This window comes from Cupriavidus sp. D39, from assembly GCF_026627925.1.
GTDB classification, from domain to species: domain Bacteria; phylum Pseudomonadota; class Gammaproteobacteria; order Burkholderiales; family Burkholderiaceae; genus Cupriavidus; species Cupriavidus ulmosensis.
This window is the reverse complement of sequence record NZ_JAPNLE010000009.1, coordinates 1,243,324-1,257,980: the sequence shown is the minus strand read 5'-3', so window position 1 is coordinate 1,257,980 and position 14,657 is coordinate 1,243,324. Positions and strand designations below refer to the sequence as shown.

Annotated in this window: 11 protein-coding genes and 2 pseudogenes; 11 read left to right on the top strand and 2 right to left on the bottom strand. The window is 66.1% G+C overall.

Features of this window, described 5'->3' with window-relative positions; translation table 11 throughout:
• The first annotated feature begins 103 nt into the window (after positions 1-103).
• Both OMK73_RS17705 and OMK73_RS17700 read left to right on the top strand, forming a co-directional pair.
• Positions 104-610 carry a DUF1993 domain-containing protein gene (locus tag OMK73_RS17705; protein WP_267603199.1) on the top strand — a complete coding sequence of 169 codons (507 nt, stop codon included), beginning with the start codon at positions 104-106 and terminating at the stop codon, positions 608-610.
• A gap of 386 nt (positions 611-996) precedes the next feature.
• Positions 997-1,485, top strand: coding sequence for an MFS transporter (locus OMK73_RS17700; protein ID WP_420715544.1), 489 nt, complete (start codon positions 997-999; stop codon positions 1,483-1,485).
• Between the two features lie 31 nt (positions 1,486-1,516).
• Here OMK73_RS17700 and OMK73_RS17695 read toward each other — a convergent pair whose 3' ends face one another.
• Positions 1,517-2,719, bottom strand: a complete 1,203-nt coding sequence (locus OMK73_RS17695; protein ID WP_267603195.1) for an MFS transporter — start codon at positions 2,717-2,719, stop codon at positions 1,517-1,519.
• A gap of 214 nt (positions 2,720-2,933) precedes the next feature.
• On the opposite strand from OMK73_RS17695, the gene OMK73_RS17690 reads away from it, so the two are divergent.
• From OMK73_RS17690 to OMK73_RS17665, 6 genes are all read left to right on the top strand, one after another.
• The gene (locus OMK73_RS17690) at positions 2,934-3,884 is read left to right on the top strand and encodes a LysR substrate-binding domain-containing protein (protein WP_267603193.1); all 951 of its coding nucleotides are present in this window, start codon (positions 2,934-2,936) and stop codon (positions 3,882-3,884) included.
• A gap of 299 nt (positions 3,885-4,183) precedes the next feature.
• Complete coding sequence (gene queE / locus OMK73_RS17685; RefSeq protein WP_267603191.1) at positions 4,184-4,831, top strand: 7-carboxy-7-deazaguanine synthase; 648 nt, start codon at positions 4,184-4,186, stop codon at positions 4,829-4,831.
• 67 nt (positions 4,832-4,898) lie between these two features.
• Positions 4,899-5,375, top strand: coding sequence for a 6-carboxytetrahydropterin synthase QueD (gene queD / locus OMK73_RS17680; RefSeq protein ID WP_267603190.1), 477 nt, complete (start codon positions 4,899-4,901; stop codon positions 5,373-5,375).
• 77 nt (positions 5,376-5,452) lie between these two features.
• On the top strand, positions 5,453-6,058 hold the full coding sequence (tadA, locus tag OMK73_RS17675; protein ID WP_267603189.1) for a tRNA adenosine(34) deaminase TadA: 606 nt from the start codon (positions 5,453-5,455) through the stop codon (positions 6,056-6,058).
• The gene (gene ldcA, locus OMK73_RS17670; RefSeq protein ID WP_267603188.1) at positions 6,055-7,029 is read left to right on the top strand and encodes a muramoyltetrapeptide carboxypeptidase; all 975 of its coding nucleotides are present in this window, start codon (positions 6,055-6,057) and stop codon (positions 7,027-7,029) included. The genes tadA and ldcA overlap by 4 nt, the downstream gene beginning before the upstream one ends.
• Before the next feature lie 228 nt (positions 7,030-7,257).
• A complete protein-coding gene (locus OMK73_RS17665) occupies positions 7,258-8,868 on the top strand; it encodes an ABC-F family ATPase (RefSeq protein ID WP_267603185.1) in 1,611 nt (536 codons plus the stop codon).
• 71 nt (positions 8,869-8,939) lie between these two features.
• Here the strand turns inward: OMK73_RS17665 and OMK73_RS17660 are convergent.
• Positions 8,940-9,552 (bottom strand): annotated as a pseudogene (locus OMK73_RS17660) (hypothetical protein).
• Between the two features lie 199 nt (positions 9,553-9,751).
• Between OMK73_RS17660 and OMK73_RS17655 the strand changes: the two are divergent.
• The 3 genes and pseudogenes from OMK73_RS17655 to OMK73_RS17645 all read left to right on the top strand — a co-directional run bounded on the left by OMK73_RS17655 (position 9,752) and on the right by OMK73_RS17645 (position 14,645).
• Positions 9,752-11,185 (top strand): aldehyde dehydrogenase family protein, encoded by a 1,434-nt coding sequence (locus OMK73_RS17655; protein WP_267603183.1) that lies wholly within the window; start codon positions 9,752-9,754, stop codon positions 11,183-11,185.
• A 294-nt stretch (positions 11,186-11,479) separates the two neighbouring features.
• Complete coding sequence (locus OMK73_RS17650; RefSeq protein WP_267603182.1) at positions 11,480-13,942, top strand: penicillin acylase family protein; 2,463 nt, start codon at positions 11,480-11,482, stop codon at positions 13,940-13,942.
• Positions 13,939-14,645: pseudogene (locus tag OMK73_RS17645) on the top strand (MOSC domain-containing protein). The gene OMK73_RS17650 and the pseudogene OMK73_RS17645 overlap by 4 nt, the downstream one beginning before the upstream one ends.
• Positions 14,646-14,657: the final 12 nt, after the last annotated feature.

The following is a 14,657-nucleotide window of genomic DNA, read 5'->3' as shown; positions in this document are numbered from 1 at the left end:
CCGCCGGAAGGTTTATCCTCGCCGTGTCGCGCATCCCGCCCAGGCCCAGTTTGCGGGGTGGCGGGACGCCGCGTCTGGCAATCACCACTCCAAGGACACCCCCATGTCACTCTCGATGTATGAAGTATCGATCCCGGCCTTTATCCGGGCCTTCGGCAGCTTGTCGGCCATCCTGGACAAGGGCGCCGCATTCGCGCAGGCGCAGGGCATGGACCCCGCCGACCTGATCCAGACCCGCCTGGTGGCGGACATGGACCCGCTGCGGGCGCAGGTGCAGCGCGCCAGCGACAGCGCAAAGGGTTGCGCGGCGCGGCTGGCTGGCATCGAGATGCCGTCGTTTGCCGACACCGAAACCACCTTCCCGGAGTTGCAGGAGCGCATCGCCAAGACGGTGGCCTTCCTGAAGACCATCCAGCCCGCCCAGCTCGAGGGCAGCGAGGCGCGCACCATTGAGCTCAAGCTGCGCCCCGAGCCCGTCACGTTCGACGGCAAGTCCTATCTGCTGGGCTTTGCGCTGCCGAACTTCTATTTCCACGTGACCACCGCTTACGACATCCTGCGCCACAAGGGTGTGCCGATCGGCAAGCGCGACTATCTCGGCCTGTCCTGATCGACACTGATCGGAAGGGTGGCCGCTTGCGGCCGTTGGATGTGGCGTTGGCCCTCGAGCGCTTACTTGTTCACCATCTGCGCTGCTTCACTGCAAATTCAACTGCTTAACGTCAAAAGCTTAACGTCAAAGGCAGTTTCACCTCCCCTGCGGGGAGGCGACCTACTTTCTTGTCTCGCCAAGAATGTAGGCAAAGAAGGCGACCCGGATGGGGCGAAAGACTCCTCGTCGTCAGGCAAAAAGAGCGGCCGGGACCCAAACTCACATCGCCTTAAGGCGATGTTCAAACATGGGTCCCTCTTTTCCGCTCTTTTTGCCTGCCGACGAGGCGCCCCATAACGGGAGATGAAAACCTTGACGGCTCGCTGCGCATCGCGGGCAGGTGATTGCCGCCTGGGGGCGGAAATCACGGCTACACCGACGGATGCTTTTACTTTACCGCCGGGTTGCTCCCCTCTCCCACTTGTGGGAGAGGGCGGGCGCTCACGGAGCTGGCGGGCTTTTCGGCCGGCGCCGTGAGCGCTTTGCTGGTTGTCTATGGCATCGCCAACGTGGTCGGCAACGCCATCGTGGGGCGATTTGCCGACAGGTACACGAGGCCCATCCTGCTGGGCGGCCTGATTGTTCTGGCGATCACCCTGGCCGTTTTTGCGGGCTTTGCCGACAACAAGGTCGTCAGCGTGGCCGGACTGATCCTGATCGGCCTGGCCGGCGTGCCAATGAACCCGGCGATGGCGGCCCGCGCCATGCGGGCCGCCCATCCCGGTCCGCTGGTCAATACCGTGCATACGTCGGTCATCAATATCGGGCTGGCGGTGGGTTTCTGGATGGGCGGGCTTGGCATCGGGGCGGGCTACGTACGGGCAAAGACGTGATCCCGGCCGGCCTGAGGCTAGCGATGAGGGCTCAGGCCCCGCCAGCGGCTAGCTTGCCACCAGCCGTGGGTTGCGCTTCAAGCCTGTCCAGGCGGCCGCTCCATGCGGTCAGGCCCAGCGCCACCAGCACCACCAGCGCGCCGATCCACGGCGTATGCATCAGGCCCATGTGGGTCACGATCAGGCCGCCGGCCCAGGCCGCGCCGGCAATCCCCAGGTTGAAGGCGGCGATATTCAGGCCCGATGCCACATCGACGGCGCCCGGCGTATAGCGCTCCGCCTGCTTGACCACATAGACCTGCAGCGCCGGCACATTGCCGAAGGCGAACGCGCCCCAGGCCAGCACGGTCGCTACCACCAGCCAGCGGTGCGGTGCGGTGAAGCACAGCGCGAACAGCACGATGGACAGCAGCAGGAACACGATCTTGAGCGCGGCGATGGGGCCGTGGCGATCGGCCAGGCGGCCGCCCCAGATGTTGCCCGCGGCGACCGATACGCCGTACACCACCATGACAAGCCCGACCGCGCCGGCGCTGAAGCCCGAGACGTCTTGCAGGATGGGTGCGAGGAAGGTGAAGGGAATGAACGAGCCGCCATAGCCGATCGCGGTCTTGGCATAGACCAGCAGCAGGCGCGGCTCGGCCAGCACCTTGGCCTGTTGCAGCAACGAGGCAGGGGCGCCGTGGCGGATATTGGCCGGGACAAACATCAGGCTGCCGACAAAGGCGACCAGGCCGAGCGCCGATACCGCGAGGAAGGTCTCACGCCAGCCGAAATGCTGGCCGATAAAGGTGCCCAGCGGCACGCCGGTGACGAGCGCCACGGTCAGGCCGGTGAACATGATGGCGATGGCGCTCGCGGCCTTTTCCTTCGGCACCAGGCTGGTGGCGATGGTGGAGCCGATCGAGAAGAACACGCCGTGAGCCAGGCCGGTCAGGATGCGCGCCAGGATCAGCGATTCATAGCCCGGCGCCTTCCAGGCCAGCAGGTTGCCCAGCGTGAACAGGGCCATCAGCGACAGCAGCAGCGCCTTGCGCGGCAGGCGGCCGGTGAGGGCGGTCAGCACGGGGGCGCCGATGGCCACGCCGAGCGCATAGAGGCTGACCAGCAGGCCGGCCGAGGGCAGCGTGATGTGTAGATCGGCGGCGATGGTGGGGATCAGGCCGACGATGACGAATTCGGTGGTCCCGATGGCAAACGCGCTGATGGTCAGTGAGAACAGGGCAATGGGCATGGTGGGCTCCAGGTGCGTCCGGTAATGGAATGGGCGCAGTTTGCCGCTGTCTTTCTTGCTGATTAAGTGGGGTATCTGGATAAGATACTTGATAAATACTCAAGAACGGTTCGGGTGCTTGGCCATTCGCGCCGGCGGGGCGCTCAAGTCGTCGGCCAAGCTTTATTGCAGAAAATAGGGTGATTTCCAGCGAGTGTTTGCTTAATATTCAACAATGAAGATCACACTCGAAGAACTGCAGGCCTTCGCCACCGTGGTGGACAGCGGCTCCATCACAGCCGCGGCCGAGCAACTGGGGCAGACCGTCTCCGGCATCAGCCGCGCGCTCAGTCGCCTGGAAGACAAGGTGGGCACCACCTTGCTGCACCGGACCACGCGCCGGCTGGCGCTGAGCGAGGAGGGCGACGCCCTGCTGGCCCACGCGCGCGCCATCCTGGCCTCGGTGGAACTGGCGGAAGAGCAGATGGCCGTGCGCCGCCAGCGGCCGGCGGGGCGGCTGCGGGTGAATGCGGCGTCACCCTTCATGCTGCATGTGATCGTGCCGCTGATCGGGGAATTCCGCCGGGCGTATCCGGAAATCGAGCTGGAGCTCAATACCAACGATCAGATCATCGACCTGCTCGAGCATCGCACCGACGTGGCAATCCGCATCGGCGCGCTGCGGGACTCCACGCTGCATGCCCGCCCGCTGGCCAGCAGCCGCATGCGCGTGCTGGCCAGCCCCGCCTATCTCAAGGCGCGGGGTCGGCCGGAAAGCGTGGCGGACCTTGCCGGCCACAGCCTGATCGGCTTCACCCAGCCCGAATCGCTCAATCGCTGGCCCTTGCGCGGCGCCGTGGGCGAAGAGGTGCAGATCGCGCCGCATCTGTCGGCATCGAGCGGCGAAACCCTGCGCCAACTGGCGCTGGCGGGCGAGGGCCTGGTCTGCTTGTCGGACTTCATGACCGATGCGGACCGGCGCCGTGGCGACCTGGTGCAGGTGCTGATGGGGTACACCATCGACGAACGGCAATCGATCAACGCGGTCTACTACCTCAACACCCAGCTTTCGGCGCGTATCGCGAGCTTCCTGGATTTTGTCGGGGGAAGCTGCGCGAGGCGGCCTGGGCACAACTTTAGGCCGGCGCGGGCAAAGGCCAGCGCTTGGGCTGGGCCTTGGCAATAGGGGAAATCAAGGAGGTGGCTGGAGCGGATTGCACTCCTGTGCGAAAATAGCGAGTTAGCCGCAGGTTTTTGCGCTGTTTTTTGGCCATCAAGTCGCGGCCATTAAGTCGCGGCCATTAAGTTGCCACTCGTCGCCAGTTGCCCGTCCGGCATTCGCCGCGCGCCGTGTACCGGCCGGCCGAGGCCTGTATGCGCTGGCTGCCACACGGCAAGGCCGGCATGCCGCGCCGCATGATGACTGCATCACCGCACCACCCACAGCACCACCTACAAGAGCTAACTACAGCTTTACCAGCCAGCATGACTTACGCCGTCAAGGAAATCTTCTACACACTGCAGGGCGAAGGCGCCAACGCGGGCCGCGCAGCCGTGTTCTGCCGCTTCTCCGGGTGCAATCTCTGGAGCGGGCGCGAGGAAGACCGTGCCGGCGCGGTCTGCCAGTTCTGCGACACCGACTTTGTCGGCACCGACGGCACCGAGGGCGGCAAGTACCGCACCGCCGAGGCGCTCGCCGACAAGGTGGCGGCCCAGTGGCCGCAAGGCGTGGAGAGCAGCGCCGCCGGGCGCCCGCTGGTGGTCTGCACGGGCGGCGAGCCGCTGCTGCAGCTGGATGCGCCCCTGATCGACGCGCTGCATGCGCGCGGCTTCGAGATCGCCATCGAAACCAATGGCACGTTGCCGGTGCCGGACGGCATCGACTGGGTTTGCGTGAGCCCCAAGATGGGCGCCGAGCTGGTGGTCACGCGCGGCGACGAGCTCAAGGTGGTGATCCCGCAGGATGGGCAGGATTTCGCCGCATACGAGCGCCTTGATTTCCGCTATTTCCTGGTGCAGGCCATGGATGGCCCGCTGGCACGGCAAAATACCGCGCTGGCGGTGGAGTTCTGCCAGCGCCGTCCGCTCTGGCGCCTTTCGCTGCAGACCCACAAGCTGCTCGGCATCCGGTAGGCAAATCGCGCAAATCGTGCAAATCGCGCCGGTACGCACCGGCACACCTGGGCACCCATTGGTCCACATGAACAAGCAAGTTTCCATTACCCGCCGGCTGGAGTTCGACTCCGGCCACCGCATCCCCAACCATGGCGGCCAGTGCCGCAACATCCATGGCCATCGCTATCGCCTGGACCTGACGCTGTCGGGCGAGGTGCTGCATCGCGCCGGCGCCTCGGACGAGGGCATGATCCTGGACTTCAGCGACATCAAGGCGCTGGCCACGGAACACCTGGTGTCCAAGTGGGACCACGCCTTCCTGATCTACCGCGGCGATACCGCGCTGCTGAACTTCCTGCAGACCATGGACGGGCACAAGACGGTGGTGCTCGATGCCATCCCGACCGTGGAGAACCTGGCGCAGATCGCCTTCGACATGCTCGCCCCGGTGTTCAAGGATTGCTTTGGCCACCAGTTGCAGCTCACCCGCCTGGTGCTGTTCGAGACCCCGAACTGCTGGGCCGAGGTCAGCGCCGCCTTCAGCCTGCCGGCGCAGGACTGACCCGCCGGGATGATGCAGCCGCGATGACCGCGCCGACCCTCCCGTCCGAGGCAAGCCTGGAAAGGCCGGATCCTTCCATGGATCCTGCGCTGGAGCGCGAGCGCCGCTATATGCAGGCCGCGCTGGACGAAGCGCGCCTGGCCGAAGCCGCCGGCGAAGTCCCGGTGGGCGCGGTCGTGGTGTGGAACGACACCATCATCGCGCGCGGCCACAACCTGCCGATCCGCTCGGTCGATCCTTCCGCTCATGCTGAAATGCAGGCGCTGCGCGCCGCTGCCCGCGTGATCGGCAACTACCGCATGCCGGAGTGCGAGCTCTATGTGACGCTGGAACCTTGCGTGATGTGCAGCGGCGCGATCCTGCACGCGCGGATTCGTCACGTGGTGTTTGGCGCCACCGACCCCAAGACCGGCGCCGCGGGCAGCGTGCTCAACCTGTTCGAGCAGGCGCAGCTCAATCACCAGACCACCATAGCCGGCGGCGTGATGGCCGACGAGTGCTCGCGCATGCTGAAGGATTTCTTTGGCGGCAGGCGCCGGGCCCAGAAGGCCGCACAGAAAGCAGCGGCGCAAGAAGCCGCCCAGACTGCGCGGGCAAGCAATGCGCCTGCCTGCGCCCATTGCGACGCTGCCGCACCCATTGCCTCCATCGACACCGACCCAAGCCAGAACCCCGACGCATGAGCCAGCCCACGACCACGCCCACGCCAGCCACCGAGGTCCGCCTGATCGCGTCTTCCGGCTATCCGCATGACGTCGCCATCGCCGCGCGCGGATGCGCCTGGCTCAAGGGGCAGGGCTTTCATGTCGGCAACCCGGATGTGCTGGCGCGCCGCTACTTGCGCTTTGGCGGCAGCGATGCCGAGCGGCTGGCCGACCTGCACGCCATCGGCACCGGCGCGGCGCGCGAGCTGACGCTGGCGGTGCGCGGCGGTTACGGCATTGCGCGGCTGCTGGAGCAGGTGGACTTCGCCCGCATCGCCGAGCAGGCGCGCGCCAGCCAGACGCCGATTGTCGGCCATAGCGATTTCACGGCCTTCCAGCTGGCGTACCTGGCGGCCACCGGCGGCGTCACCTTTGCCGGCCCGATGCTGCTGGCGGATTTTGGCGCGGACGTGGTCGATCCCTTCATGTGGCAGCACTTCAACGGCGTGCTGCGCGATCCGGCGTACACCATCGACGTGGATGCGCCGCAGGCCGGCGGCCAGCCTTTTACCGGCGCGTTGTCGGGCACGCTGTGGGGCGGCAACATGGCGATGCTGTGCAGCTTGCTGGGCACGCCATTCATGCCGGCCGTAGAGGGCGGCATCCTGTTCCTGGAAGACGTCAACGAGCCGCCGTACCGGGTCGAGCGCATGCTGTTGCAGCTGGACCAGGCCGGCGTGCTTGGCGCGCAGCGCGCGATCCTGCTGGGCGACTTTTCCAATTACCGCGTGACTGACTACGACAACGGCTATGACCTGCCTGCGGTGGTGGCGTACATGCAGGCGCGCCTGTCGGTGCCGGTCCTCACCGGCCTGCCGTTCGGTCATTGCCCGCGCAAGCTGACCCTGCCGGTGGGCGGGCAGGCGCAGTTGAGCGCACGTGCGGATGGGTTTTCCCTGTCGCTGTCGGGCTACCCGGTGTTGAAAGCGGCGGCTTGCGCCCACATCTGAGGCTTATCGCTTCGTTCCTTTGCCCGCCAGTGGTAAAATCGCGGGTTGTTTCCCGATTTCCCTGCCCGGGTCCCGCGCCAACGCGCCGCCAGGTCACCATGCCTGGCTTTATGCCACCCCGTTGCCAAAGAAGCCAAGCGAATCGCATTTTGCACAGCCCTTGGCAGGCGGCAGCCCGAGGCAAGCGCGGCAAGTCCCGCGCCTCATCATCCATACAAGGTCCCAGACGTGCTTTCTACCGCAAACATCACCATGCAGTTCGGCCCCAAGCCGTTGTTCGAGAATATCTCGGTCAAGTTCGGCGAGGGCAACCGCTACGGCTTGATCGGCGCGAACGGCTGCGGCAAGTCCACCTTCATGAAGATCCTCGGCGGGGATCTCGAGCAATCCGCCGGCACCGTCATGCTGGAGCCGGGCGTGCGACTGGGCAAGCTGCGCCAGGACCAGTTCGCCTATGAAGACATGCGCGTGCTGGACGTGGTCATGATGGGCCATACCGAGCTGTGGGCCGCCGCCGCCGAGCGCGATGCGATTTACGCCAACCCGGAAGCCACCGACGAAGACTACATGAAGGCCGCCGAGCTGGAGGCCAAGTATGCCGAGTACGACGGCTACACGGCCGAAGCGCGCGCCGGCGAGCTGCTGCTGGGCGTGGGCATTCCCACCGACCAGCACCAGGGCACCATGAGCAACGTGGCGCCGGGCTGGAAGCTGCGCGTGCTGCTGGCGCAGGCCCTGTTCTCGAACCCGGACGTGCTGCTGCTCGACGAGCCGACCAATAACCTCGACATCAATACGATCCGCTGGCTGGAACACGTGCTCAACGAGCGCAATTCCACCATGATCATCATTTCCCACGATCGCCACTTCCTGAACTCCGTGTGCACGCACATGGCCGACATGGACTACGGCACGCTCAAGGTCTACCCGGGCAACTACGACGACTACATGGAAGCCTCCATGCAGGCTCGCGAGCGCCAGGTGGCGGCCAATACGCGCGCCAAGGAGCGTATCGGCGAGCTGCAGGACTTCGTGCGCCGCTTCTCGGCCAACAAGTCCAAGGCCCGCCAGGCCACGTCGCGCCTGAAGCAGATCGACAAGATCAAGGTCGAGGACATCAAGCCGTCGTCGCGCCAGAATCCGTTCATCCGCTTCGAGTTCGACAAGAAGCTGCACAACCTCGCCGTGGAAGCCGAGGGCGTGACCAAGACCTACGATCGCAAGGTCATCAACAACCTGTCGATCGCGATCCAGGCCGGCGAGCGCGTGGCCATCATCGGCGAGAACGGCGCCGGCAAGACCACCTTGCTGCGCAGCCTGCTGGGCAGCACCGTCAAGGGCGGCGTGGAAGTCGATCGCGGCACCATCAAGTGGGCCGAGAACGCCAATGTCGGCTATATGCCGCAGGACACCTTCGAGGAATTCCCGGTCGACCGCGACCTGATCGACTGGATGAGCCAGTGGACCCAGGCCGGCGACGACGACCAGTCGCTGCGCGGCACGATGGGCCGCCTGCTGTTCTCCGCCGACGACATCAAGAAGTCCGTCAAGGTGCTGTCCGGCGGCGAAAAGGGCCGCATGATCTGGGGCAAGCTGATGCTGGGCCGGCACAATGTGATGGCGCTCGACGAGCCGACCAACCACATGGACATGGAATCCATCGAATCGCTGCAGATCGCGCTCGACAAATACGCCGGCACGCTGATCTTCGTCTCGCACGACCGGATCTTCGTCAGTGGCCTGGCCACGCGCGTGATCGAAGTGCGCAACGACGGCACGCTGACCGACTACCTGGGTACGTATGACGAGTACCTGGAGTCGCAAGGCATCGACGACTAAGCAGTAAAAGCCTCGGGCAAACAAGAAGGGCCGCCAAGCGCGGCCCTTCTTGTTTTTGTGGTCGCATCCGCTCAGGCCGATGCCTGCCCGTTGTCGCGCATCATCCTGTCGAGCTGGTCGATGATGGCGCCGGCAGTGATCTCGCCTTTGGCCTTGTGCAGGGCGCTGTATAGCGGATCGCGCAATGCCGCCAGTTCCGCCGGACTGCCGGCCTTTTCCACCTTGACCTGCAGCAGGTAGCCGCGCAGGCCCAGGTGATGGCCGATGACGTCCGTATAGAAGTGATAAAGCTGCTGGTAGGCACCGCCGGTGGCTTGGAGGGGCTTGCGCCAGCAAGGCGTCGTCCCGTAACTGCACATTGGCACCACGCATTCCGTACATGGAGAACAGGCTGTCGGCCTCGGCATCGCCATGGTCAGCCATGCTGGCGGGCGGGTTTGGCGGGCTGGTAACCGTTGGCGCTGGCTGCTGCGCATCCTGCGCGCGGATCAGCCCGGCAGCCAGCAGGGCGTCGATGGCCTCAGGCCCGACGCCCATGCCGCCGGTCTGGGCCAGCAATTCGCTGCGGCGGCGCTCTCCATTGACGATCAGCAGCAAGGCGCGCAACTTATGGTCCAGCTTGCGTGCGCGCGTGCGGATTTCGTCATGGCCTTGCTCGGTCTTATGAAAAACCGGGTCGGTCATGTCTCGCTCCATTGTGATAGGCCGCGCCGTGCGGTGGGCCGCACTTGGCGTCATGCGGCTCGCCGGCCGATTATCGCCACGTTGTTTGGGACGCTGGCGCGCTGCAAAAAAACGAGTCGCCAAAGCGCACTACAATGTGGTGCACCATAAAAGTAACAAAATTTGCACCCGCCTATTCACCCAACTGAAAACTGTGGCCATGCAACAACGAGACAAACTCTTTATCAACGGTAAGTGGATTGCCCCGCACGGTACCGGCCTGATCAACGTCATCCACTCCACGACCGAAGCCGTCATGGGCCGCATCCCCGAAGGCCACGCGCGCGACGCCGAGGATGCCATCCAGGCAGCGCGGGCCGCCTTCGACAGCTGGTCGGCCACGCCGCCCAGCGTGCGCGCGGGCTATATCCGCAAGATTGCGGAGGGCCTCAAGGAGCGCAGCGAAGAACTGGCGCAGCTGATCGCCGGCGAAGTCGGCATGCCGATCAAGCTGGCGCGCGCCATCCAGGTGGGCGGCCCGGTCTACAACTGGGCGCAGGCCGCCAAGCTGCTCGATACCTTCGCGTTCGAGGAAGAAGTCGGCAATTCGCTGGTGGTTCGCGAGCCGGTGGGCGTGGTCGCGGCCATTACGCCGTGGAACTACCCGCTCAACCAGATCACGCTGAAAGTGGCGCCGGCGCTGGCCGCGGGCTGCACCGTGGTGCTCAAGCCGTCGGAAGTGGCGCCGCTCAATGCCTTCGTGCTGGCTGAAGTGATCGAAGCCGCCGGGCTGCCGCCGGGCGTGTTCAACCTGGTCACCGGCTATGGCCCGGTGGTGGGCGAGGTACTGGCCAGCCACCCGGAAGTGGACATGGTGTCGTTCACGGGTTCCACGCGCGCCGGCAAGCGCGTGTCCGAGCTGGGCGCGCAGAGTGTCAAGCGCGTCGCGCTGGAGCTGGGCGGCAAGTCCGCCTCGGTGATCCTGGATGACGCGGACCTGGCTGCCGCGGTCAAGGGTACCGTTGGCGCCTGCTTCCTCAACTCCGGGCAGACCTGCTCGGCGCACACCCGCATGCTGGTGCCGCGCGCACGCTACGACGAGGTCAAGGCGATCGCCAAGAAGGTGGTCGAAGGCTATACCGTGGGCGACCCGTTGCTGGAAACCAGCCGGCTCGGCCCGCTGATCTCGGCCGCGCAGAAGGACCGCGTGACCGGCTATATCCAGCGCGGCATCAACGAGGGCGCGGAACTGGTAGCCGGCGGCCCGGAGGCGCCGGAAGGCCTGGACAAGGGCTTCTTCGTCAAGCCGACGGTGCTGGGCAATGTCGATCCCAAGGCCACGGTGGCGCAGGAAGAGATCTTCGGCCCGGTGCTGTCGATCATCTGCTACGACACCGAGGAAGATGCCGTGCGCATCGCCAACGACAGCATCTACGGGCTGGGCGGCGGCGTGTGGTCGGGCGACGAGGCGCGCGCCATCCGCGTGGCGCGCCGTATCCGCACCGGCCAGGTCGACATCAACGGCGGCCCGTTCAACATGCAGGCGCCGTTTGGCGGCTACAAGCAGTCCGGCAACGGGCGCGAGGCCGGCAAGTACGGGCTTGAGGAATTCCTCGAGTACAAGTCGCTGCAAATGAAGAAGCCGGCCGCCTGAGGCCGGAGGCTGGCGAAGGCGGGCGCTGACCCGTGCGCCCCCGCCTTCGCGCGAGGAACGATGCCCGGCTGGTCCGGGCATTTTTCATGGGCCGCTTCGCTGGCCGGCTACTTGGCCGGCTGGTTGACTGAGTCGTTGGCCGATTTCACGTTGGCCGGATTCATGATTCGGCGATAATGCCGGAGTTCCATTGGCCTGCAAGCGGGCTGCGGGCCTGCAGACGGGGCAAGATACACGGGACCAAAAACATAAATAAGAACGCGGGCGCGGCACGCCACGCGGGGAGAGGGATCGATGCGTTGGTTGAAACGGCTGACCTGGCTGGTATTGACGCTGGCGGTGCTGCTGCTGGTCGGCGCGTTTGGCGCTTATGTCTGGTATCGCCAGGCATCGCAGCCGCAGACCGCGGGCACGCTGAAGCTGCCCGGCCTGCGTGATGGCGTATCGATCGTTCGGGACCGCCATGCCGTGCCGCATATCAAGGCGGCCAATGCGCAGGATGCCTACTTTGCGCTCGGCTTCGTCCACGCGCAGGATAGGCTGTGGCAGTTGCAGATGAGCAAGCGCATCGTGTCCGGTCGCCTGGCGGAAATCCTGGGGCCGAGCGCGCTGGATACCGACCGCTTCCTGCGTACCCTGGGCGTGCGGCGCAACGCCGAGGCCATCCTGACCCAATCCTCTGCCGAGACCCGGGCCGTGCTGCAGGCCTATGCCGATGGCGTGAATGCCTATATCGATGGCCACAAGGGACCGTTGCCGCCGGAGTTCCTGCTTCTGCGCACCCGGCCCGAGCACTGGGAGCCGGCCGATACGCTGGCCTGGCAGACCATGATGGCGTGGGACCTGGGCGGCAACTGGACCCAGGAGACGCTGCGCATGCGGCTGGCGCAGGTGCTGCCGGTGGCGCGCATCAATGAGCTGCTGGCGCCTTATCCCGGCGATCGGCCGCTGCGCACCATGGACTACGGCAATCTCTACCGGCACCTGGCGCCGCTGGCCACGGCCATGGCGCGCGTCGAGCAGCGGGCGCCGGCGGGTTACGTGGAGGGCATGGGCTCGAACAACTGGGTGGTGTCGGGCGCTCATACCCGTTCGGGCAAGCCGCTGCTGGCCAATGATCCGCACCTCGGGCTGCAGGCGCCGGCGCTGTGGTACTTCGCCCAGCTGCAGGCTCCCGGGCTGGATGTCACGGGCGCCACGCTGCCCGGCATGCCGGCGGTGGTGCTCGGGCACAACCAGCGCATCGCGTGGGGTTTCACCAATACCGCGCCGGACGTGCAGGATCTCTATATCGAGCGCTTGCAGCCTGGCAGCACGCAGCGCTACCAGACTCCGGACGGCTGGGCAGACTTCATCACGCGCACCGAGACCATCCACGTCAAGGGTGCGCCCGACGTGACGCTGAACGTGCGCGAGACCCGCCACGGCCCGGTGATCTCCGATGCGGTCGAGCCGGTGGCGACCGCCGCGGCCCCGCTCGGCGCGCAGTACGTGGTGGCCTTCCAGTGGACCGCGCTGCGTGCCGACGACCGGACCGTGCAGGCCGGGCTGGCGCTGAACCGCGCCACCGACTGGGCCAGCTTCCTGGCAGCGCTGCGCGATTTCCATTCGCCACAGCAGAACATCGTCTACGCCGACGTCGATGGCAACATCGGCTTTATCGCGCCCGGCCGTGTGCCGCTGCGCCGCGCCGACAATGACCTGAAGGGGTTGGCGCCGGCCCCCGGCTGGGATGCGCGCTACGACTGGACCGGCTTCATCCCGTTCGAGCAGTTGCCGCGCAGCTTCAATCCGCCCGAGGGCGTGATCGCCACCGCCAACCAGAAGATCGTCGAGGACGACTACCCGTACTTCCTGACCAGCGAATGGACCGTGCCGTATCGCTACCAGCGCATCCGCACGCTGATCGACGCCACCGAGCGGCACACCATGGACAGCTTTGGCGCGATCCAGAAAGACACGCTCTCGCTGGCCGTGCGCGACGCCTTGCCGCTGCTGCTGGCATCTCCCTTCGCCAGCAATCCGGCGCTGCCACAGCGCGAGCGCGCGCTGATCGAGTCGCTGCGCAAATGGGACGGCGATATGCAGGCCGGGCTGTCCGAGCCGCTGGTGGCAACCGCATGGCTGCGCGAGCTGTCGCGCGTGTTGTTCGAGGACAAGGTGGGAGATACGCTGTTCAACCGCCTGTGGGAGCAGCGTAACGTGCAACAGCCCATGCTCAACGTGTTGCGAAATCCGCGGGGGCAGGGCGCGTTCTGGTGCGACGACAGCAAGACGCCCACCCAGGAGAGCTGCGACGACGCCATCGCCAGCGCCTGGCGCCTGGCCATTGCCGACCTGGACCGCCGCTACGGCGACAAGCCCGAGCGCTGGCGCTGGGGCAAGGCGCATGCAGCCCGGTCCGAGCACAAGCCGTTCGGCAAGCAGCCTTACCTGGCGGGTTTGTTCAACGTCAAGGTACCCAGTGGCGGCGACACCTATACGGTCAACGTGGGACGCCACAATCTGCGCGACGAGGCGGCGCCGTTCGAGAGCGTGCACGCGGCCAGCCTGCGTGCCATCTACGACCTGTCCGACCTGGCCGAGTCGCGCTTCATGGATTCGACCGGGCAGTCGGGCAACGTGATGTCGACCCACTACCGCGACTGGACCGACAAGTGGGCCGCGGTGCAGTACATCACCATGGCGCCGGGCCGCCGCGCGCCGGGCAATGAGGCCTTCGATACGCTGGTGCTGCAACCGGCCGGCAGGCGATGACCGAGGTGGACATTGCCATCGATTGCGCGCTGCTGGGCACTGTGCGCCCGTTTGGGCCCAAGGGCGTACCCAGCGGCATCGACAAGCATGCGGTTGACGCGGCGGTGCGCGTCACCATGCTGGGGTTGGCCGGAGACGGGCAGGAGACCCCAAGCACCATGGCGGCCCGGAAAAGGCCATCCACCACTACGCCTTCGATCACTATCCGGCCTGGCGCCAGGCGCTCGCGCCGCTATCCACGCAGGCTGCCGAGGTGCTCGCGCGGCCCGGTGCGTTTGGCGAGAACGTGAGCACCGCCGGCCTGACCGAGGCCGACGTCTGCATTGGCGATCGCTTTCGCCTGGGCGGGGCGTTGGTCGAGGTGTCGCAGGCACGCCAGCCCTGCTGGAAGCTGAACCATCGATTCGGGCACGCCGGCATGGCGCGCGCGGTGCAGCAAAGCCTGCGCACGGGCTGGTACTACCGGGTGCTGGAGGCGGGCGACCTGAGGCGGGGCGACAGCCTGATGCTGGTCGAGCGGCCGAGTCCGGACTGGAGCCTGCAGCGGCTGCTGCACGTGCTGTATGTGGATCGGCTGGATGCGGGCGCCCTGGCCGCCATGGCGGCGCTGCCGGCACTGGCCGAGAACTGGCGCAAGCTGGCGCGCCAGCGGCTGGAGCGGCGCGAGGTGGAGGATATGGAGCGGCGGCTGGCAGGCGGTTGAGCCAACGCTGGC